This window comes from Sodalis sp. RH20, from assembly GCF_047324205.1.
In the GTDB taxonomy this organism is placed as follows: Bacteria; Pseudomonadota; Gammaproteobacteria; order Enterobacterales; family Enterobacteriaceae; genus Acerihabitans.
Genome location: NZ_CP178733.1, coordinates 2,332,074 through 2,352,240, shown reverse-complemented (window position 1 = coordinate 2,352,240; position 20,167 = coordinate 2,332,074). Strand labels below are relative to the sequence as shown.

20 protein-coding genes are annotated in these 20,167 nt (G+C 59.2%); 10 read left to right on the top strand and 10 right to left on the bottom strand.

Going from position 1 to position 20,167, the window contains the following annotated elements:
- Positions 1-106: 106 nt before the first annotated feature.
- On the top strand, positions 107-1,642 hold the full coding sequence (gene murJ, locus ACL2XM_RS10855) for a murein biosynthesis integral membrane protein MurJ (RefSeq protein WP_410015360.1): 1,536 nt from the start codon (positions 107-109) through the stop codon (positions 1,640-1,642).
- 141 nt (positions 1,643-1,783) lie between these two features.
- Here the strand turns inward: murJ and argS are convergent, their stop codons facing one another.
- Entirely contained in the window at positions 1,784-3,514 is a 1,731-nt protein-coding gene (argS, locus tag ACL2XM_RS10850; protein ID WP_413722634.1) for an arginine--tRNA ligase, read from the bottom strand.
- Positions 3,515-4,176: 662 nt separating this feature from the next.
- Here argS and ACL2XM_RS10845 point away from each other — a divergent pair.
- Complete coding sequence (locus tag ACL2XM_RS10845) at positions 4,177-4,746, top strand: VOC family protein (protein ID WP_410015358.1); 570 nt, start codon at positions 4,177-4,179, stop codon at positions 4,744-4,746.
- On the opposite strand, the gene ACL2XM_RS10840 is transcribed toward ACL2XM_RS10845, so the two are convergent.
- Entirely contained in the window at positions 4,743-5,888 is a 1,146-nt protein-coding gene (locus ACL2XM_RS10840; RefSeq protein WP_410015357.1) for a MalY/PatB family protein, read from the bottom strand. The genes ACL2XM_RS10845 and ACL2XM_RS10840 overlap by 4 nt on opposite strands.
- Before the next feature lie 97 nt (positions 5,889-5,985).
- On the opposite strand from ACL2XM_RS10840, the gene cutC reads away from it, so the two are divergent.
- Positions 5,986-6,744 carry a copper homeostasis protein CutC gene (gene cutC / locus ACL2XM_RS10835; protein ID WP_410015356.1) on the top strand — a complete coding sequence of 253 codons (759 nt, stop codon included), beginning with the start codon at positions 5,986-5,988 and terminating at the stop codon, positions 6,742-6,744.
- Between the two features lie 102 nt (positions 6,745-6,846).
- Here the strand turns inward: cutC and cmoB are convergent, their stop codons facing one another.
- The 4 genes from cmoB to ACL2XM_RS10815 form a co-directional block, all read right to left on the bottom strand.
- Complete coding sequence (gene cmoB / locus ACL2XM_RS10830; RefSeq protein ID WP_410015355.1) at positions 6,847-7,818, bottom strand: tRNA 5-methoxyuridine(34)/uridine 5-oxyacetic acid(34) synthase CmoB; 972 nt, start codon at positions 7,816-7,818, stop codon at positions 6,847-6,849.
- Complete coding sequence (cmoA, locus tag ACL2XM_RS10825) at positions 7,815-8,558, bottom strand: carboxy-S-adenosyl-L-methionine synthase CmoA (RefSeq protein WP_410015354.1); 744 nt, start codon at positions 8,556-8,558, stop codon at positions 7,815-7,817. The genes cmoB and cmoA overlap by 4 nt, the downstream gene beginning before the upstream one ends.
- Positions 8,559-8,647: 89 nt before the next feature.
- Positions 8,648-9,043 carry an MAPEG family protein gene (locus ACL2XM_RS10820; protein WP_410015353.1) on the bottom strand — a complete coding sequence of 132 codons (396 nt, stop codon included), beginning with the start codon at positions 9,041-9,043 and terminating at the stop codon, positions 8,648-8,650.
- Positions 9,044-9,143: 100 nt separating this feature from the next.
- Positions 9,144-9,959 carry a DUF72 domain-containing protein gene (locus ACL2XM_RS10815; RefSeq protein WP_410015352.1) on the bottom strand — a complete coding sequence of 272 codons (816 nt, stop codon included), beginning with the start codon at positions 9,957-9,959 and terminating at the stop codon, positions 9,144-9,146.
- Positions 9,960-10,185: 226 nt separating this feature from the next.
- Between ACL2XM_RS10815 and ACL2XM_RS10810 the strand changes: the two genes are divergently transcribed.
- Positions 10,186-10,512: an AAA family ATPase gene (locus ACL2XM_RS10810; RefSeq protein WP_413733217.1), complete on the top strand. Its 327-nt coding sequence runs from the start codon at positions 10,186-10,188 to the stop codon at positions 10,510-10,512.
- Positions 10,513-10,953: 441 nt separating this feature from the next.
- On the opposite strand, the gene ACL2XM_RS10805 is transcribed toward ACL2XM_RS10810, so the two are convergent.
- Positions 10,954-11,520: a hydrolase gene (locus ACL2XM_RS10805; protein ID WP_410015351.1), complete on the bottom strand. Its 567-nt coding sequence runs from the start codon at positions 11,518-11,520 to the stop codon at positions 10,954-10,956.
- A gap of 330 nt (positions 11,521-11,850) precedes the next feature.
- Here ACL2XM_RS10805 and aspS point away from each other — a divergent pair, with 330 nt between their 5' ends.
- The 6 genes from aspS (at position 11,851) to ruvB (ending at position 17,151) form a co-directional block, all read left to right on the top strand.
- Positions 11,851-13,641, top strand: a complete 1,791-nt coding sequence (gene aspS, locus ACL2XM_RS10800) for an aspartate--tRNA ligase (protein WP_410015350.1) — start codon at positions 11,851-11,853, stop codon at positions 13,639-13,641.
- Positions 13,641-14,084 (top strand): dihydroneopterin triphosphate diphosphatase, encoded by a 444-nt coding sequence (gene nudB, locus ACL2XM_RS10795; protein ID WP_410015349.1) that lies wholly within the window; start codon positions 13,641-13,643, stop codon positions 14,082-14,084. Before aspS ends, nudB begins: the two co-directional genes overlap by 1 nt.
- A 23-nt stretch (positions 14,085-14,107) precedes the next feature.
- Positions 14,108-14,851 carry a YebC/PmpR family DNA-binding transcriptional regulator gene (locus ACL2XM_RS10790; protein WP_410015348.1) on the top strand — a complete coding sequence of 248 codons (744 nt, stop codon included), beginning with the start codon at positions 14,108-14,110 and terminating at the stop codon, positions 14,849-14,851.
- A 40-nt stretch (positions 14,852-14,891) separates the two neighbouring features.
- Positions 14,892-15,413: a crossover junction endodeoxyribonuclease RuvC gene (gene ruvC, locus ACL2XM_RS10785; RefSeq protein WP_410015347.1), complete on the top strand. Its 522-nt coding sequence runs from the start codon at positions 14,892-14,894 to the stop codon at positions 15,411-15,413.
- A 101-nt stretch (positions 15,414-15,514) separates the two neighbouring features.
- Positions 15,515-16,135 carry a Holliday junction branch migration protein RuvA gene (ruvA, locus tag ACL2XM_RS10780; RefSeq protein ID WP_410015346.1) on the top strand — a complete coding sequence of 207 codons (621 nt, stop codon included), beginning with the start codon at positions 15,515-15,517 and terminating at the stop codon, positions 16,133-16,135.
- An 8-nt stretch (positions 16,136-16,143) separates the two neighbouring features.
- Positions 16,144-17,151 (top strand): Holliday junction branch migration DNA helicase RuvB, encoded by a 1,008-nt coding sequence (gene ruvB, locus ACL2XM_RS10775; protein ID WP_410015345.1) that lies wholly within the window; start codon positions 16,144-16,146, stop codon positions 17,149-17,151.
- Between the two features lie 625 nt (positions 17,152-17,776).
- On the opposite strand, the gene ACL2XM_RS10770 is transcribed toward ruvB, so the two are convergent.
- The 3 genes from ACL2XM_RS10770 to znuC all read right to left on the bottom strand — a co-directional run bounded on the left by ACL2XM_RS10770 (position 17,777) and on the right by znuC (position 20,163).
- Entirely contained in the window at positions 17,777-18,511 is a 735-nt protein-coding gene (locus ACL2XM_RS10770; RefSeq protein WP_410015344.1) for a metallophosphoesterase, read from the bottom strand.
- Between the two features lie 114 nt (positions 18,512-18,625).
- Entirely contained in the window at positions 18,626-19,411 is a 786-nt protein-coding gene (gene znuB, locus ACL2XM_RS10765) for a zinc ABC transporter permease subunit ZnuB (RefSeq protein WP_413722644.1), read from the bottom strand.
- Entirely contained in the window at positions 19,408-20,163 is a 756-nt protein-coding gene (znuC, locus tag ACL2XM_RS10760; protein ID WP_413732879.1) for a zinc ABC transporter ATP-binding protein ZnuC, read from the bottom strand. The genes znuB and znuC overlap by 4 nt, the downstream gene beginning before the upstream one ends.
- Positions 20,164-20,167 lie beyond the last annotated feature (4 nt).

The window sequence follows — 20,167 nt, the reverse complement described above, 5'->3', positions numbered from 1 at the left end:
CTGAAGTCAGGGTAGACTAGGCGCACTTATAAAAGGATCAGGGCGCCGGCGGGGGCGATGTTGTTCCCTTCACTCCGGCATCCGGACGCTGTAGAAAAATAACTCCATGAATTTATTGAAATCACTGGCTGCTGTCAGTTCCATGACCATGTTCTCGCGGGTGCTGGGTTTTGCCCGCGATGCGATCGTCGCCCGCATTTTCGGCGCCGGTATGGCGACGGATGCGTTTTTTGTCGCCTTTAAGCTGCCCAACCTGCTGCGGCGTATTTTCGCCGAGGGGGCCTTTTCCCAGGCGTTCGTGCCGATACTGGCGGAATATAAAACCCAGCAGGGCGAGGAAGCCACCCGTACTTTTATTGCTTATATCGCCGGCCTGCTGACCCTGGCGCTGGCCTTGGTGACGCTGGCCGGCATGCTGGCCGCACCCTGGGTTATCATGGTCACCGCGCCGGGATTCACCGATTCGCCGGATAAATTTATCCTGACCTCGTCCCTGCTGCGCATTACCTTCCCTTATATCCTGCTGATTTCGCTGGCGTCGCTGGTGGGCGCCATCCTCAATACCTGGAACCGTTTCTCGGTGCCGGCGTTTGCCCCGACGCTGCTTAACGTCAGCATGATCGGTTTTGCGCTGTTCGCCGCTCCGCACTTCCATCCGCCGGTGCTGGCCCTGGCCTGGGCGGTGGTGGTGGGCGGCGTGCTGCAGCTCGGCTATCAGCTGCCGCACCTGAAAAAAATCGGCATGCTGGTGATGCCGCGCATCCAGTTTAAGGATGCGGGGGTCTGGCGGGTGCTGCGCCTGATGGGGCCGGCGATCCTCGGGGTATCCGTTAGCCAGATTTCATTGATTATCAATACTATTTTCGCTTCCTTCCTGGTCTCCGGCTCGGTCTCCTGGATGTATTACGCCGATCGGCTGATGGAATTCCCATCCGGCGTGCTGGGCGTGGCGCTGGGAACCATTTTGCTGCCTTCGCTGGCGCGCAGTTTTTCCAGCGGCAACCATGACGAATATTCCCGCCTGATGGACTGGGGGCTGCGGCTGTGTTTTGTGCTGGCGCTGCCCAGCGCCGTGGCGCTCGGGATCCTGGCGAAAGCGCTTACCGTATCGTTGTTCCAGTACGGACGCTTCTCGGCTTTCGACGCCGCCATGACGCAACGGGCGCTGATGGCGTACGCGGTGGGGCTTATCGGCCTTATCATGGTGAAGGTACTGGCGCCGGGGTTTTATTCGCGCCAGGATATCAAGACGCCGGTCAAGGTGGCGATCGTGACGTTAATCATGACGCAGCTGATGAACCTGGTGTTTATCGGCCCGCTCAAGCATGCCGGGCTGTCGCTGTCCATCGGCCTGGCCGCCTGCCTGAACGCCGGTTTGCTGTACTGGCAATTGCGCAAGAAAGACATGTTCCAGCCCCAGCCGGGCTGGTTGCCGTTTTTGGTGCGCCTGATCATCGCGGTGGTGGTGATGGCGGCAGCGCTGCTGGGCATGCTGTGGGTGATGCCCGACTGGGCGCAGGGTACGATGCTGGCCAGGCTGCTGCGTCTGGCGCTGGTGGTGGCGGTGGGCGTGGTGGCGTATTTCGCCACCCTGGCGGCGCTGGGGTTTCGTATCAGGGATTTTGCCCGCTCGGTCAGCTGACTCCAGCTTGCGCTGAGATCCTGGGTGTTTAACGCTGTTCACAGGGGCGTGGCTCACATCCCTGTGAGCCACGCCAAGTACGCCGGCGGCGGCGTCGCGATTGCCGATGATGCCCGCCGCGCGGCGTGGGTTCGCCCGCGGCTACATCCGCTCGACGGTCTGGATGCCCAGCATCTCCAAGCCCTGCTTCAGGGTGCGTGACGTCAGCAGCGCCAGCTTCAGGCGGCTTTGCATAACGCCGCCATTATCGGCGTTCAGGATTGGGCAATGCTCGTAGAAACTGGAGAACAATCCGGCCAGATCGTAAAGATAGGTGCACATGACATGAGGCGTGCCGTCGCGGGCCAAGACGGTGATGGCTTCCTCGAACTGCAGCAGGCGCGCCGCCAGCAGCGTTTCCTCTTCTTGCTCCAGCCGGACCGGCGACGTCAGCTGGCTTTCATCCAGTCCGCTGCGTTTGAATACCGACGCCACCCGCGTATAGGCATATTGCATATAGGGCGCGGTGTTGCCCTCGAAGGCCAGCATATTGTCCCAGTCGAAGATATAGTCGGTCGTGCGGCTCTTGGACAAATCGGCGTATTTTACCGCGCCAATGCCCACCACCCGCGCCAGGGTTTCCAGCTCGTCCGGCGACATGGCCGGATTTTTCTCGGCAATCAGCCGGCGGGCGCGTTCCAGCGCTTCATCCAGTAAATCGGCAAGCTTAATGGTGCCGCCGGCGCGGGTCTTAAACGGTTTGCCGTCCTTGCCGAGCATCATGCCGAACATATGGTGTTCCAACGGAACCGACGGGGGCACATAACCGGCTTTGCGCACGATGGCCCAGGCCTGCATCAAATGCTGGTGCTGGCGGGAATCGATATAATACAGCACCCGGTCGGCCTTCAGCGTTTCGTAACGGTATTTGGCGCAGGCGATATCGGTGGTGGTATAGAGGTAGGCGCCGTCCTTCTTCTGGATGATGACCCCCATCGGCTCGCCTTCCTTGGTCCTGAACTCTTCCAGATAGACCACGGTGGCGCCGTCGCTTTCCACCGCCAGCCCCTTGGCTTTCAGGTCGGCGACAATGCCCGGCAGCATGTCGTTATACAGGCTCTCGCCCATGACGTCCTTGCGGGTAAGGGTCACGTTCAGGCGATCGTAGACCTGCTGGTTTTGCGCCATGGTGATATCCACCAGCTTGCGCCACATTTGCCGGCAGTATTCATCGCCGCCCTGCAGTTTGACCACGTAACCGCGGGCGCGCTCGGCGAAATCGGCGTCTTCGTCATAGGTTTTTTTCGCCGCGCGGTAAAATTCTTCCAGGCTGGATAACTGCATCTCCGGCTCGCCGCGCGACTGTATCCTTTCCAGATAGGCTATCAACATGCCGAACTGAGTACCCCAGTCGCCCACGTGATTGGCGCGGATCACCCTATGGCCGAGAAACTCCAGCGTGCGCACCGCCGCATCGCCGATAATGGTGGAACGCAGATGGCCGACATGCATTTCCTTGGCCACGTTCGGCGCGGAGTAATCCACCACGATGGTTTGGGGTTGCACGGGGGTAATATTAAGCCGCGGGGAATCCAGCGCGGCCTCGACCTGGCGCGCGAGCCATTCCCGGTCCAGGAAAATATTGATAAAGCCGGGGCCCGCGATGTCGATCTTCGCCGCAATGCCGCCAAGATCCAGCAGCGAAACCACCTTTTCCGCCAGCTGGCGCGGCGGCATGCCGAGGGCTTTGGCGACCGACATCACGCCGTTGGCCTGATAATCGCCGAACTGCGCCTTGGCGGACTGGCGCACCTGCGCTTCGCTTGCCGCGGGCGCGCCGGCCGCCGTCAACGCCTGACTGACTTTGTCTGAAAGAAGAGCCTGAATATTCACCGTATTACCTTTCTTACTAACGCTGGACGCGGGGGGAACGCCTCCCCGTGTTTCCGGCTACCTGATAAGCCGACCGCGCGCCGCGGCGGGGGGCTAACCGCCGGGCGCGTGTCGAAAAGTAAAAGAAACACCGCTTATACCATAAACGGCGCGTCGAGTCAGTATGACCGGCCTGGTCAGTGTCAAGTTAACGTGGGGCGGGGGCTGGATAGAAGGTCAGCAACAAGGCGATTCACCCCGCGGTGGGGCAAGCGGGGGCTAACGATTGCGTGATTTTCTGGATGCGCCTAACTGATTGCGATTCCGGGTGCGTAAATGTTGAAGTATTGAAAATACCGCAATAACAACAAGTATTATGCACAATGTTAATAACATCATAATTATATACTCAGAATAATACCGATCTCGAAAATAACGTAATTACCTGGCGTATACAATCCATCAAAAGCGCTTTAAGATAATACTGAGCATTTAAAGTTCATTGCTAATAAATGACATCAGCGGCGCTTACGCATGCCGTCAAGCGGGTAAGTTAATATAAAAAAGTGTTTTTGGTAAACATCATTAAAGAAACATTAAGTTATGTATCAAAATAAGATATTTCTTAGCCTGCGTTATTTTGGTGCGTTAATTTTAGTCCTACTTTAATTAAGGGAATGAGGATGCATTGGACCGCCGTGCCGCAATTAGCGGATCTTGTCACTGATTTGACCTATTTTGAACAGCGGCTGTCGGCGCTGGCCGCGCGCCTTCATCTGGAATTGGCCGACCATTATGTCGATCATATCGCGCTGCGTTGCCATGAGGACGCCACGGCGCAGCGCTGGTTCGACGGCTGGCGGCAGTGCGGCCAGTGCCTGAAAAAAAACGACGTCAATGGTCGCGCCATCGCGCTGCTGGCGCTGCCGTCGCCCCTCGCCGTCGGGCCACTGCGCATCGGCTGCGTGGAACTGCCCTGGCCGGGGCCGCGCCGTTATCCCCATGAAGGCTGGGAGCATATCGAAATTGTCCTGCCCGGACCGCCGGAAACGCTGGCGCGGCGGGCGCTGGCGCTGCTGGCCGATTCCGCCCTGGGGGCGCCCGACATCAGCCTGAAACACAGCGCGCCGGCGGGGGCGGGAGAACGGTTGCCCAATCCGACGCTGGCGGTCACCGATGGGCAGGTCACGATTAAGTTCCACCCCTACAGCCTGCGCGCCATCGTGAGCGATGAGGCGGACGGGCGCCGTTAGCCAAGCGCCTGCACCGCCCGTGCCATGCGTTCCACGGCCTGCACCAGCAGAGCGCGGGGGCAGCCGAAATTCAGCCGGACAAACCGGGGATCGCCAAAATCCGCGCCGGGGGAAAGACCGACGCCCGCCTGCTCGAAAAACCGCTGGGGATTGTCCACCCCAAGCCGGCCGGCATCGATCCAGGCCAGATAGGTGGCTTCCGGCGCCGCCATGCTTAACCCCGGCAGGGTATTGATGCGCGCGGCCAGCCAATCGCGGTTACCGCGCAGGTAGTCGAGCTGTTCCTCCAGCCAGGGTTGGCCGTCGCGCCAGGCGGCGGTGGCGGCGACATATGCCAGCACATCCACATTCGGCACAATGCCGCTGCGCTGGGCGATAAATTTCATACGCAGCCGCGCATTGGGGATAATGGCCAGCGAGGCGCCGAGGCCGGCGATATTAAACGACTTGGATGGCGACATCAGGGTGATGGAGCGCTGTTCGGCATCCTCGCCGAGCGATCCGAACGGGATATGCGCCACGCCCGGTTCCAACAGCAGATCGCAGTGAATCTCGTCGGAACACACCAGGAGATCGTGGCGCTGCGCAAACGCCAGGTGCTGCGCCAGCTCCTCGCGCCGGTAGACGGTGCCGCCCGGATTATGCGGATTGCATAACATCAGCAATTGCTCCGATCCATCCATCTCCGGTTCGATCGCCGCCAGATCCACCCGCCAGCGTTCCTCCGCCAGGACCATCGGCGCCAGGCGCTGTCCCCGTTCCGCGCCGCGCGCCGCCGCGCGGAACGGCGGATATATCGGCGCGGGAATCACCACGCTGCTATCCGCCTGCGTCAGCGCGCGTACCGCCAGGTTAAGGCCGCTTACCAATCCCGGCAAAAAAACCAACCATTCGGGTTTGACGCGCCATTGATAACGCGTGAGCATGCGCTCGACAAACAGCGCGGCAAGCTCCGCGGGAGGTGCGCCGTAACCAAATACGCCGTGCTCGACGCGCGCGTGCAATGCTTCGATAATACAAGGTGGCGAACGAAAGTCGGTGTCCGCTACCCACAGGGGGATCACGTCCCGATCGCGATACTTTTGCCATTTATAACTGTCGCTGTGACGTCGGTCGATACTTTCGTCAAAGTTGAATGCCATAGTTATTTCCTTGGGTGATAAATAAGAAATTATCGCGACTGCCATAGGCCCGTGTTTTAAATGCCTGTTATCCTGGGGCGTCTATAAGGAGTATACAATGCCTAAACTGGAAGTCTGCTGCTATAGCCTTGAGTGCGCAATAACGGCGGAGCAAGCGGGAGCGGACAGAATCGAGCTGTGCTCGGCCCCGAAAGAAGGGGGGCTGACGCCGTCGCACGGCACGCTCCGGCTGGCGAGGGAGCGGCTGGCGCTGCCCGTTCATCCCATGGTGAGGCCGCGGGGCGGGGATTTTTGCTACAGCGAAATTGAGTTTGACAGCATGCTTAACGATTTAGCGGCCATACGCGCCATGGGATTTCCCGGCGTGGTGGTCGGCGTGCTGGACGAGGAGGGGCATATCGATTTGCCGCGCATGCGGCGCATCATGGCGCAATGTACCGGCGTGGCGGTGACCTTTCACCGCGCTTTCGATATGTGTATCAACCCCTACCAGGCCCTGCAGCAGTTAACCGATCTCGGGGTGGCGCGCATCCTGACCTCCGGCCAGCAGCAGAGCGCCGAAACAGGTTTAGCATTATTAAGGGAACTGAACGCCCAAAGCCGTGGTCCAATCATTATGGCAGGCGCTGGCGTGCGATTGACCAATTTGCATAAGTTCCAGCAAATCGGCATCCGTGAACTGCACAGTTCCGCAAGACAGGTGGTTGCTTCCGGGATGCGTTACCGCAAAGCGGGTGTAAGCATGAGCGTCGACAATGAAACGGATGAATTTACCCGCTATTGCGTCGACGGCGATATGGTGGCGGCGATGAAGCATGCGCTGTCAACACCTTCATCCGCGCACCGGCCGGCCTGACCGCTGATTTTGCCGCGCACACGAACTAACCCACGTGATGCTTGCAAGTACCAAGCCCCGGACTCTTTCTTGGGGCTTTTTTTTATCCGCGGCGCGGCAACGTCAGGGCTTGCGGGCAATCACCACGGCGCGCAGCGGGGCGGGGTAGCCTTCGACCGTCAGCCTGGGGTCGTCGGGATGCAGGAAATCGGCCAGCGATTCGCTGGTCATCCAGGCGGTGCGCCGCTGTTCGTTGGTGGTGGTCAGCGACATATCCGCCAGCCGTACCTGTTCAAAGCCGCATTTTTCCAGCCATAACATCAGCGCGCCGGGGGAAGGAATAAAAAAGACGTTGCGCATCTGGGCGTAACGTTCCCCCGGCACCAGTACCTGCCTGTCGTCGCCTTCGACCACCAGGGTTTCCAATACCAGCTCGCCGCCGCTGACCAATTGGTTCTTAAGCTGCAGCAGATGATCCAGCGGCGAGCGCCGGTGGTACAGCACCCCCATGGAAAATACCGTGTCGAAGGCCGCCAGATCGGGTAATTGCTCGATCCCCAGCGGCAGCAGATGGGCGCGCTGATCCCCGCCCAGCAGTTTACGCACCGCCTCGAACTGGCAGAGGAACAGCTGCATCGGGTCAATGCCCACCGCCAGCTGCGCCCCCGCGCCGACCGCGCGCCACAGGTGATAACCGCTGCCGCAGCCCACATCCAGGATAACGCGTCCGGCCAGCGGGCTGATATGCGGCGCGACCCGTTCCCATTTCCAGTCCGAACGCCATTCGGTATCGATCTCGATATCGTAAAGGGAAAAGGGACCTTTACGCCAGGGCATCAACTGGCGCAATAAGGACTCGACGCCCTCTTTTTGCCCCGGGGGCAGCGGCGCTTCGCCCTGCGCCGTCACGCCGCGCAGCAGGTCCAGGCGCCGGGGCGTCAGCAGGGGCAGGCGCTCGACGGCGTTAAACCACTGGCGGAACTTGCCGTGCAGCGCGTCATGCTGCCAGGCGCTCAGCTGCGCGGGCAGGGTATTCAGCCAATGGCTCAGCGGGCCTTTGGCAATCAGCTGATAAAAATCACCAAAATCCGTCACGCCGCGTTCTCCGGTTTCACGGCGATCAAAGAACCGAAATTAAAGCACTGGAACCAGACCTCGGCATGGCCGAAACCGGCCTGGCGCAGCCTTTCCTTATGGGTTTCCACCGTGTCGGTGAGCATGACGTTTTCCAGCATGCTGCGCTTTTGACTGATTTCCAGTTCGCTGTAGCCGTTGGCCCGCTTAAAGTCATGATGCATGTTGAACAGCAGTTCGCCGATGCCCGCGTCGGTAAAACTTAACTTTTCGGACAGCACCACGGCGCCGCCGGGGTTAAGCCCGGCAAACACGTGGTCGAGCACCCGTTGGCGATCCGCCGGCTCAAGGAATTGCAGCGTGAAGTTCAGCACCACCAGCGACGCGTTGGTAATCGGCACGTCGCGGATATCGGCTTCGATAACCGTGACCGCCGTCGCGGCGCGAAACGACTCGATATGCCGGCGGCAGCGCTCCACCATGGCGGCGGAATTATCCACGGCGATAATACGGCAATCGTCGGCGGTGATGTTGCGGCGCATGGACAGGGTGGCGGCGCCCAGCGCGCAGCCGAGGTCATACACCTGCGACCCGGGGGTGGCGAATCGTCCGGCCAGCATGCCGATCATGGCAATAATGTTGGAGTAGCCGGGGACCGAGCGCTGGATCATATCCGGGAAAACCTCGGCTACCCGCTCGTCAAAGGTCCAGTCGCCCAATTTGGCAATGGGCGCGCAGAAAAGATTATCGTGGTTTGTCATCGGAATATCGGGGTTGTTCAGGGTAAGCCGTTATTCTAACAGATTAGCGGCACAAAGCATGTGTCTGCGCGCCCTATGCCGCCGGCGGTTTAACGCCAACTGAAAACCAGCTCCCAGGGCAGATACCAGAGGTTGAGCAACACCATCATGATAAGCGACGCATAAGTGGCGCTCATGCCGGTGCGGCGCCAGCTGAATTCCCGCTGGCGCAGGCCCAGAGAGTGCATGATTCTGCCTGCCATCAGCATCAGCCCGCACAGATGCAGGGTCCAGTTCGGCGTACCGTTCATTTCCATGATCACCAGCAGCACCAGACCGATGGGGATATATTCCACCGCATTGCCGTGCACGCGGATCGCCGTCTGCAGTTCATAAAATCCACCGTCGCCGTAGGCCACGCGATATAACGTTCGCAGTTTAACGACATCCAATGATAATTTAATCAATAACATGGCGCCGAAAACCACGTAAAGCGCACTCACCATCTCTAACTCCATTTCCCAGAAAACGAGCAGCGGGCAAATAATATCCCGCCCGTGCAGCGCTGTCGTTAAAATCCTGCTTAAAATAACGGTTTTGCCAAGGTTAAAACAACGCGTCCTGCTGCGGCCAGGGAGGGATCGGCCCGAGTCCGCCGATCCTGGCCGCCAGGGACGGCCACACTTGTTGGGCCAGGCGCGGCGCGTGGCCGATGTCCGGCGTATGGATAAACAGAAAAGGGGTGCGGCTTTGCGACCATAACGCCAGTTTATCCAGCCAGGGTTGAAACAGCCGCGCGCTGTCGTCGATATCGTCGTTGCCGATAAACCGCACCAGCGGCCGATCGCCGGTCAGCACGGCATGTACCGGCACCTTGGGCTTTTGCCGCCGCGCCGCCAGCATTGCGGGCGAGGTGCCGGCGCCCTGATGCACCGGGCGGCTGTCGAGGATCACCCGGCTGACGCCGCGCTGTTGCAATCCCCGGTTAAGGCGCCGTTCGTCGTCGCCCTTGGCGAAAAACAGCGGGTGGCGCACTTCCACGCCATAGCTGAACGCGCCGGACAAGGCATCGAGAAATGCCCACAGGTCGCCGAGTTGCGCCGGGCCGAAGGCGGCAGGCAACTGCAGCCAATACTGGCCGATGCGTCCGGCCAAGGGATCCAGTACCTGGTAAAATTGCGCCAGCGGCGCGCGGAAATCGCGCAAGCCGCCCTGGTGGCTGATAGCCGCGGGAAACTTGAAGCAAAAGCGAAAACCGTCGGTGGTCATGGCGTGCCAGTCATAAACCCGCGCCGGATCGGGCAGGGCATACAGCGTGGTATTACCCTCGACGCAGTTAAAATAACGGGCATACTCCGCCAGGCCGGTAATGCCGATGGCGTTCCACGCGCTATGTTGCCATTGCGGCAAGCCGATAAACATGAGGGTTAATCATCCTTAGCGTAAGCGGTTGATAAAATATCTTAGCATATTAATAATAACAGATGAATGCTATAGCTGCACGGTGCCCCGTATTTATGCTGCCCGCGCGCCGGGGACGGGCTAATACCGAGCGCAGCGAGGCTGCTATTTTTACCATGGCCGTTAATACAACACTACTGCATAATAAAAATAAACACGACATAATGGATTGTCCGATGAAAATTAAATCTCTTTTTTAAGAAATTTTAAATGCTTTGAATTATTGGAATTGCAACTTGAGGAGCGCCTCAATGTTATTATTGGCGATAACGCCACGGGTAAAACCCGTATTCCCTTCGCCATCGCGTTTGCCATGGGCACTTTTTTATCGGCATCAGAAAAGTCACCGGCGCCCTGGCAATACGTACGCTGCGACAGCAGGAAAACAGGAACGTCCGGACGGGGAACCCGTTGCATGACCAACTGCCGTTTAACGTGGCGCCCAGCCATACCCGGCAAGAACATGTTGTCGCTGGGTTTACGGATTATAGAGAAAAATCGAATTTATGGATAATCCTGTCCCGGCCTATTTATTAACCACGGAGAGAAAAAAAGATGATAATGCGACCGCGTAATACCGCGTGTTCACCGCTGGGAAAAGGGAATATATCCCCTATGGCCAAGCCATCGGCAATTACTGTAGCTATTGCGAGCGCCGCAGCTACGCCTGCGGTATTGATGTGCCACATCTCCGGCACAAAAAAAGCCAATATATAAAAAGGCTACATTTAGAGTCCATTTTTTGCTGGCCTGTAAAAATCGCAACGCGGTAACAGGCGTCAATGTCGTAAGCGGCCAGTTTTCCTCACCGTCAGCAATACATTCCCTATTTTCGCCTATCAGGGGGATGGCCGGGCCATCCCCCTGATAGCCTGAAAGATAAACGCTGGAGCGGGCACCGGGCCGTCCGGGCGCCAGCCTGCGCCGGTGTACCGGCGCGGTATCCCCGCACAGGCTAGAAGGCGGCCAGAACGTCGTCGGTGGAGCGCACCCGGCTAATGCGCGGGAAAATGTTTTGCATGCTGCCGTCGTGCTGCTCCTGGTTATGGGCGCTGCAGGCATCCTCCACCAGCACCAGCTCGTAGCCCATTTCCCAGGCATTGCGCGCGGTGGATTCCACGCCGATATTAGTGGCGATGCCCCCCAGCACCACGGTGCCGATGCCGCGCCGGCGCAGCTGCAAATCCAAATCCGTGCCGTAGAATGCGCCCCACTGGCGTTTTTGGATGCGGATATCGCTGTCCTGCACGCCCAACTGTTCGGGGAATTCCCACCAGTCTTCCGGCAGGCTTCTTGCCCCCGTGGGCGCATCCACCGTTTGTTTCGGCGCATCGCCAAAATCCGGCGACCAGCCGACACGCACCAGGAACACCGGCGCGCCGGCGGCGCGAAAGCGCGCGGCCAGGGAGGCGGCTTTCGCCACCACCTGTTCACCGCTGTATGGACCGCCGGCAAACGGCAGGATCCCTTGCTGCAGATCAATCAGTACCAGCGCGGTGCGCGCGGGGTCGAGTTTAAGCATAAAATATCTCCGGTTGATAACAATACCCTCGATCCAGGCCGCAGCCTGTTCATATCGCCACCGCAAGAGGGTATGTTATCCGGGTGGGGGGATGACAGCGCCCAAGGGTGAATTTTTGTTAATAAATATGTTAATGAATAATTATTTAGCCAGCCGGGGCGCGCAGGGTGCTGACGGGCTTATCCTGCGGGTGAATTTCCTTTATAATGGCCGCCTTTCGAACGCCGGCAAAATACCGATGCATCGCCGCCACTTTCGTCATTAATGAATAACAGCCCTGGCCCGCTTTACCGAGCGGGACGGCACGGGCTGAAAATCAAGGATATCGTTATGCGTACTGTATATTGCGGACAGATCAATTTGTCCCATGTAGGCCAGGAAGTGACATTGTGCGGCTGGGTTAACCGCCGCCGGGACCTCGGCGGTCTGATTTTTATCGACATGCGGGATCGCGAGGGGCTGGCGCAGGTTTTTTTCGACCCCGATCGCCAGGAGGCGTTCAGCCGCGCGGCCGAATTGCGCAACGAATTTTGCATCCAGCTGACCGGCATCGTACGGGCGCGTCCCGACAGCCAGATTAATAAAGAGATGGCCACCGGCGCGGTGGAAGTGCTGGCGACGCAGCTTACCATCATCAACCGCTCCGAACCCCTGCCTCTCGATTCAAATCAAACCAATACCGAAGAGCAGCGGCTGAAATATCGCTACCTGGACCTGCGCCGTCCGGAAATGGCGCAGCGCCTGAAGGCGCGCGCGCGTATCACCAGCGTCGTGCGGCGTTTTATGGACGGCGAGGGCTTCCTGGATATCGAAACCCCGATGCTGACCAAGGCCACGCCGGAAGGCGCGCGCGACTACCTGGTGCCCAGCCGGGTGCACAAAGGCAAGTTTTATGCGCTGCCGCAGTCGCCGCAGCTGTTCAAGCAGTTATTGATGATGTCCGGTTTTGATCGCTATTACCAAATCGTGAAATGCTTTCGCGATGAAGATTTGCGCGCCGACCGCCAGCCCGAATTTACCCAGATCGATGTGGAAACCTCCTTCATGAGCGCCGGACAGGTGCGCGAGGTCATGGAGCGTCTGGTGTGCACCCTGTGGCAGGAAATCAAAGGCGTCGATCTGGGCGCGTTCCCGGTGATGACCTATGCCGAGGCGATGCGCCGCTTTGGGTCCGATAAACCCGATCTGCGCAACCCCATGGAAATCGTCGACGTCGCCGACCTGGTGAAAGACCTTGAGTTCAAGGTATTCTCCGGCCCCGCCAACGACAGCAAAGGCCGGGTGGCGGCGCTGCGCGTTCCCGGCGGCGGCCAGCTGAGCCGCAAGCAGATCGACGAATACGGCAAGTTTATTGAAATCTACGGCGCCCGCGGCCTGGCCTACATCAAGGTCAATAAGCGCGACCAGGGTCTCGACGGAATACAGAGCCCGGTGGCCAAATTCCTCGACGCCGCCGTGCTTGAATCCCTCCTCGCCCGCACCGGCGCGCAGGACGGCGATATCCTGTTCTTCGGCGCGGATCGTTATAAAATCACCACCGACGCGCTGGGCGCGCTGCGCCTGAAGCTGGGCCGCGACCTGCAACTGACCGACGAGACGCGCTGGGCGCCGCTGTGGGTGATCGATTTCCCAATGTTCGAAGAAGACGACGAGGGCGGCCTGGCGGCCATGCACCATCCCTTTACCGCGCCGCTGGCCATGGATCCCGACGCGCTTGCGGCCGCGCCGCTGGACGCCGTCGCCAACGCCTACGACATGGTGTTGAACGGCTATGAGGTCGGCGGCGGCTCGGTGCGTATCCATCGCAGCGAAATGCAGCAGACGGTGTTCGGCATTCTCGGCATCACCGAGCATGAACAGCGGGAAAAATTCGGTTTCCTGCTCGATGCGCTGAAATACGGCACGCCGCCCCATGCCGGCCTGGCCTTCGGCCTTGATCGCCTGGTGATGCTGCTGACCGGCACCGACAATATCCGTGACGTTATCGCTTTTCCCAAGACCACCGCGGCCGCCGATCCGATGACCGACGCGCCGAGCTTCGGCAACCCCGCCGCCCTGGCGGAATTGTCTATTGCCGTCATTGGCAAGGGCAAGGAAGCGGCGGAACGCGGGCAGCAATAATGGTCTGGAAACGCCCGGTATCGGTGCTGATCGTTATTTACGCCGGCGACAGCGGCCGGGTATTGATGTTGCAGCGGCGGGATGACCCGCAGTTCTGGCAGTCGGTGACCGGCAGCCTTGAGGACGGTGAATCGCCGGCCGCCGCCGCCAGGCGCGAGGTCAGGGAAGAGACCGGCATCGATATCGACGCCGAGCATCTTGAACTGCGGGACTGCGAGCGTTGTATCGAATTTGAAATTTTCAGTCATTTGCGCCACCGATATGCGCCGGGAGTGACGCGCAATACAGAATATTGGTTCAGTTTAACGTTACCCTCTGAACGGGTACCCGCAATCAGCGAACATCTGGCTTACCGCTGGCTGCCGGCCGCCGAGGCGGCCTTACTGACCAAATCCTGGAGCAATCGGCAGGCGATTGAAGAATTTGTTATTTATCCGGCCTGAGAAGGCTTATTTCGGAGAGAGTTATGGCAGGTCATAGTAAGTGGGCCAACACCAAGCATCGTAAAGCGGCTCAGGACAGTAAACGTGGCAAGATTTTTACCAAAATCATTCGCGAGCTGGTGACCGCCGCGCGCCTGGGCGGCGGCGACGTGGGATCCAACCCGCGCCTGCGCGCCGCGGTGGATAAGGCGCTGGCGAATAATATGACGCGCGACACGCTTAACCGCGCCATCGCGCGCGGCGTCGGCGGCGACGACGATACGCAAATGGAAACCATTGTGTACGAAGGTTACGGTCCCGGCGGTACGGCGGTCATGGTGGAGTGCCTGAGCGACAACCGTAATCGCACCGTGGCCGAGGTCCGCCACGCGTTTACCAAGACCGGCGGCAATCTGGGCACCGACGGGTCGGTCTCCTACCTGTTCACCAAAAAAGGCGTGATTTCCTATGCCCCGGGCCTGACGGAAGATCAGGTGATGGACGCGGCGCTGGAAGCCGGCGCGGAAGATGTGGTGACCTACGACGACGGCGCTATCGATGTCTACACCACGCCGGAAGATTTCGGCCGGGTCAAGGACGCCCTGGAGGCCGCCGGATTACACGCCGATTCTTCCGAGGTGGGGTTAATCCCTTCCACCAAGGCCGATTTGGACGAGGAAACCGCGCCCAAGCTGCTCAGGCTGATTGACCTGCTGGAAGACTCCGACGACGTCCAGGAAGTCTACCATAACGGCGAAATCTCCGACGAGGTGGCGGCAACGCTGTGACGGACTTCCGGTGTGACGGCAGCCTGGGCGGTGCCCGGATATGACGATTATCCTCGGTATCGACCCGGGTTCCCGCATCACCGGTTACGGCATTTTACGCCAGCAGGGACGGGTGCTCACCTATCTTGGCAGCGGGTGTATCCGCACCAAGGTGGATGACCTGCCCACCCGGCTAAAGCTCATTTATGCCGGCGTCAGCGAAATCATCACCCAGTTCCAGCCGGATTTTTTCGCCATCGAACAGGTGTTTATGGCGAAAAACGCCGACTCGGCGCTCAAGCTCGGCCAGGCGCGCGGCGTCGCCATCGTGGCGGCGATGAACCATGAGCTGCCGGTGTTTGAATACGCCGCGCGCCAGGTGAAACAAACGGTGGTCGGCACCGGCTCGGCGGACAAAAGCCAGGTACAGCATATGGTGCGCGTATTGCTCAAATTATCCGCCAGCCCCCAGGCGGATGCCGCCGACGCCCTGGCGATTGCCATTACTCACTGCCATGTCAACCAGAACGCGCTGCGCTTAGGCAACAGCCGCCTTAATCTTTCCCGGGGCCGCCTGGGGTAAAGCCGCCCCCGGCCCGAACCGGCTGGATATTCATCCAGCCTTTATTATGTTATAAACATGCCATCGCCATATGACAAATAAGCCCTGAAAGGAAGGTTACTGTGATCGGACGTCTTAGAGGCATCATCCTGGAAAAACAACCACCGCTGGTGCTGCTTGAGATCCACGGCGTGGGTTATGAAATCCATATGCCCATGACCTGTTTTTATGCGCTGCCCGAAACCGGCGTGGAAGCGATCATTTATACGCATTTTATCGTGCGGGAAGATGCCCAACTGCTGTTTGGCTTCACCAACAAACAGGAACGCGCGTTGTTTCGCGAGCTGATCAAAGTGAACGGCGTCGGCCCCAAGCTGGCGCTGGCCATCCTTTCCGGCATGTCGGCCCAGCAGTTCGTCAACACCGTTGAACGGCAGGAAATCAACGCGCTGGTCAAATTACCCGGCGTCGGCACCAAAACCGCCGAACGGCTGGTGGTGGAAATGAAAGATCGCTTTAAGGGCATGAACGGCGAACTGTTTGCCCTGGGCGGCGGCAGCGATATGCCGCTTACCGCGCCGGCCAGCGGCAAGCCGGATACCGATCCGGAAGCGGAAGCGGTTGCGGCATTGGTTTCCCTGGGTTATAAGCCTCAGGAGGCCAGCCGCATGGTCAGTAAAGTGGCCCGGCCGGATGCCGATTGCGAATCGATGATCCGCGACGCCCTGCGCGCCGCGCTGTGAGGTAGAGGATGATTGAAGCAGACCGTTTGATTTCCGCCGGCGTGGTGATAGAAGAAGAGATTATCGACCGGGCCATCCGGCCGAAAACCCTGGAAGATTATATCGGGCAGCCCCACGTGCGCGAGCAGATGGAAATCTTTATCCAGGCGGCCAAAATGCGCGGCGACGCGCTCGATCATCTGCTGATTTTCGGCCCGCCGGGGCTGGGGAAGACCACCCTGGCGCATATCGTCGCCAACGAGATGGGCGTTAACCTGCGCACTACCTCCGGCCCGGTACTGGAAAAACCGGGCGACCTGGCGGCCATGCTCACCAATCTTGAGCCGCATGATGTCCTGTTTATCGATGAGATTCATCGCCTGTCGCCGGTGGTGGAAGAGGTACTCTACCCGGCGATGGAAGATTACCAGCTGGATATCATGATAGGCGACGGGCCTGCCGCCCGATCGATTAAAATCGAGCTGCCGCCCTTTACCCTGGTGGGCGCCACCACCCGCGCCGGTTCCCTCACATCCCCGCTGCGCGATCGCTTCGGCATTGTCCAGCGTCTGGAATTTTACCAGGTGGCGGATTTGCAGCATATCGTCAAACGCAGCGCCCAATGCCTGGAGCTTAGCATCACGGAGGCCGGGTCCCATGAAATTGCCAAACGCGCCCGCGGCACGCCCCGTATCGCCAATCGCCTGCTGCGGCGGGTAAGGGATTTTGCCGAGGTTCGCGCCGAGGGCAATATTACCGATGATGTGGCGGTCAACGCCCTGAATTTGCTCAATGTCGATACCGAAGGTTTCGATTTTATGGACCGTAAGCTGCTGCTGGCGATTATTGATAAGTTTATCGGCGGCCCGGTGGGGCTGGATAACCTGGCGGCGGCTATCGGCGAGGAGCGGGAAACCATCGAGGATGTGATCGAGCCGTTTTTGATCCAGCAGGGGTTTATCCAGCGCACGCCGCGGGGGAGAATTGCGACGGCGTTTGCGTATAAGCATTTTGGCATAGTGCGCGGGGAGCTTTAGAGAGGCATTAATCGTCGACGGTACAGGCGGCGTTGCTTTGCTTGTTGTGTGGGTCGGCGCCTTTTGAACGCTGAGTAAGTTTCGCTTCCGGTGTGGGGCACATGTTTTTAATGACGGCTGGGTGAGTTTCTCTTGCCGTGTGGGGCACATGCTTTTTCGACAGTGAGGAAAGTTTCGCTTGCCACAGGTCGCGGTGTTATATATTGCCCCGTGCGGGCAATCGACGATGGGCCGGCAGTCGCCCCGGCCCCCTCGACCCCCGGGCTTCCGGCAGGTCGCGCGCCGCTGCGCGGTGCCTTCCGTCCCGGTTCACGCCCTTTGGACCACAAGGCACGCGCTCCCGGCGCGGGCCTTAGCTCTCGCCGCATCCCTGCGGCTCGTCCGGTCGTGCACCGTGCCGTCAGCGCGCTTGATGCCGGTCTAAGGTCAAAAGCACGTTCAAGGTCAGAAGCAAAATCAATATCAACGACTAAGCAACGGCTTAATAAGCAATTTTATGCTGCGTGCTGACTTCTGCTCTCAGTCCTATAACCGGCTGCTTTATAAGGAGAATGACGCATATCGCATGGAATCGGCTATGGGCGTGAGCACGCAAAATGAAAGCAGACGCACCCAATTCACGGACTCAAACGGAAATATGATGGCTAACCAGGGTACCGTTTACCCAGCGATGGATCATGAGCGCGGGCGGGTCGTTAGCCGGTGGGACGGTTTTCGCGCCAAACCACATAGGATTTGCGGGACAAATGGGTCCGCAGATATAGGCGGGTATTCCCGCCAGTGTACCCGCGACAGGTCGATGAACATGACCTGTCGCTATCGCGACGGGGCGTCGCGGTTGTCTTCGCAAAAACTCACCCAATGCCACCGACCCGTGGCACATGATTTGATCCATAGGCGGGATGCCGCTCGCAAATACATGATGGTGCAAAAACAACATTGACGTTGCCGGCCCCTCAGATAATAGCGTTTTTTCCAACCAGGGAAGATGTTCATCCACGCTTCCCGCTGACGTTCCCTTAGCCGTTGAGTCAAGGCCGATAAGGCGAACACCCTCGATATCCGCCACAAAATGCAGTGCGCCAGCGGCATCGTCGGCCCAGCAAGCACAGCCGAAAATGGCCCGCATCGAGGTGCGGTTATCGGAATTACCCGGCAGGATAAATGCAGGATAGGCCCGATTACCCAGACGGGCGGCAATCGCGGTGTAGCCGTCGATCCAGTCATCATCAACCAGGTCGCCAGTGAGGACCAAACCGTCGGGTTTGATCAAGTCCAGCCATGCAAGGGCGCGGTCAAGCCGGGACAGGTTATCATTGTCCTGGGCCGCATGAATGTCTGTTACCTGGGCGATAATCACGTGTATCTCCTATCGTTAAGCAACATCCATGGACAACGCTCAGTTTACCGTATGGGTTGTTTGATTGCCGCCGCCGCTGGCACCTATTTGCTATTAATCAGCCGTTGGTTGGCGCTACACCCTCTGCCGACTCAACAAGCTCAACCCAAACAATACCGACGCGCACAACACCACCGATGGCCCCGCCGGCGTGTCATACCACGCCGATAGCGTCAATCCGCCGGTCACCGCAATCATGCCGGCCACTACCGCCAGTAACGCCATCTGTTCCGGCGTGCGGGAAAAACGGCGCGCGGCGGCGGCCGGGATAATCAACAGCGAGGTGATGATCAGCGCGCCGACAAACTTCATCGCCAGGCCGATAGTCAGGGCGGTGACCAGCATCAGTAAGAGTTTTACCCGCGGCAGGGAAATCCCATCCACATGGGCCAGTTCCGGACTGATGGTCACCGACAGCAGCGCCCGCCACTGCCAGGCCAGGAGTATCAGCACTACCGCCACGCCGGCGGCAATCAGTAAAATATCCGACAGGGTCACCGACAGCAGATCGCCGAACAGATAGGCCATCAGGTCCACTCGTACATTCGACATCAGGCTTACCACCACCAGCCCCAGTGACAGGGCGCTGTGGGCCATGATGCCCAGCACAGTGTCGATGGCCAGCTGAGGATAACGCTCAAGCCATACCAGTATCAGCGCCAGCACCAGCGTCACGGCGATGACGGCGTAGAAAGGATTGATATTCAGCAGCAGGCCGAAGGCGACGCCAAGCAGCGACGCATGGGCCAGCGTGTCGCCAAAATAGGACATCTTGCGCCAGACGACAAACGACCCCAGGGGACCGGCCGCCATGGCCAGCAATACGCCGGCCAGCCAGCCGGGCAGCAGCAGTTCAATCATAACGGGCCGTCCTCACGCCGGCGCACTACCTGGCCCTGCAGATCGTGGGCATGATTATGGTGATGCCGGTAAACGGCCAGCTGTTCGACGCCGTGATAACCGAACATGGCGATAAATTCCGGATGGGCGGAGACCGTTTCCGGCGAGCCGGAGCAGCAAATATGCTGGTTCAGGCATAAGACCTCGTCGGTCTTCGCCATGACCAGATGCAAATCATGGGAGACCATCAGCACTCCGCAGCCAAACCTGTGGCGAATTTGGTCGATCAAATCGTATAACGCCACCTGGCCGCTCACGTCCACGCCCTGGGTCGGTTCATCCAACACCAGCAACTGCGGTTTATTGAGCAGCGCGCGCGCCAGCAGCACCCGCTGCATTTCCCCGCCGGATAATTTCTGCATCGGCTGTTCCAGCAAATGAGCGGCCTGGACCTGCGCCAGCGCGGGTAGCACATCGTCTTTGCCGACCCCGGGCCGCAGGCGCATAAAGCGGCCGACCGTCAGCGGCAGCGTGACGTCAAGATGGATTTTTTGCGGCACATAGCCGATGCGCAGCCGGGCCGTACGCGACAAGGCGCCCGCCGTGGGCGCGATCAGGCCGAGCACTACCCGCACCAGCGTGGATTTCCCGGCGCCGTTCGGACCCATTAAGGTCAGGATACGGCCGGCGCGCAGCGTTAAAGAGATGTGACTCAAGACGTATTTTTGCCCGAAGGAGACGGAAATACCGTCAAGCGTTACCAGATTGGTCATGTGA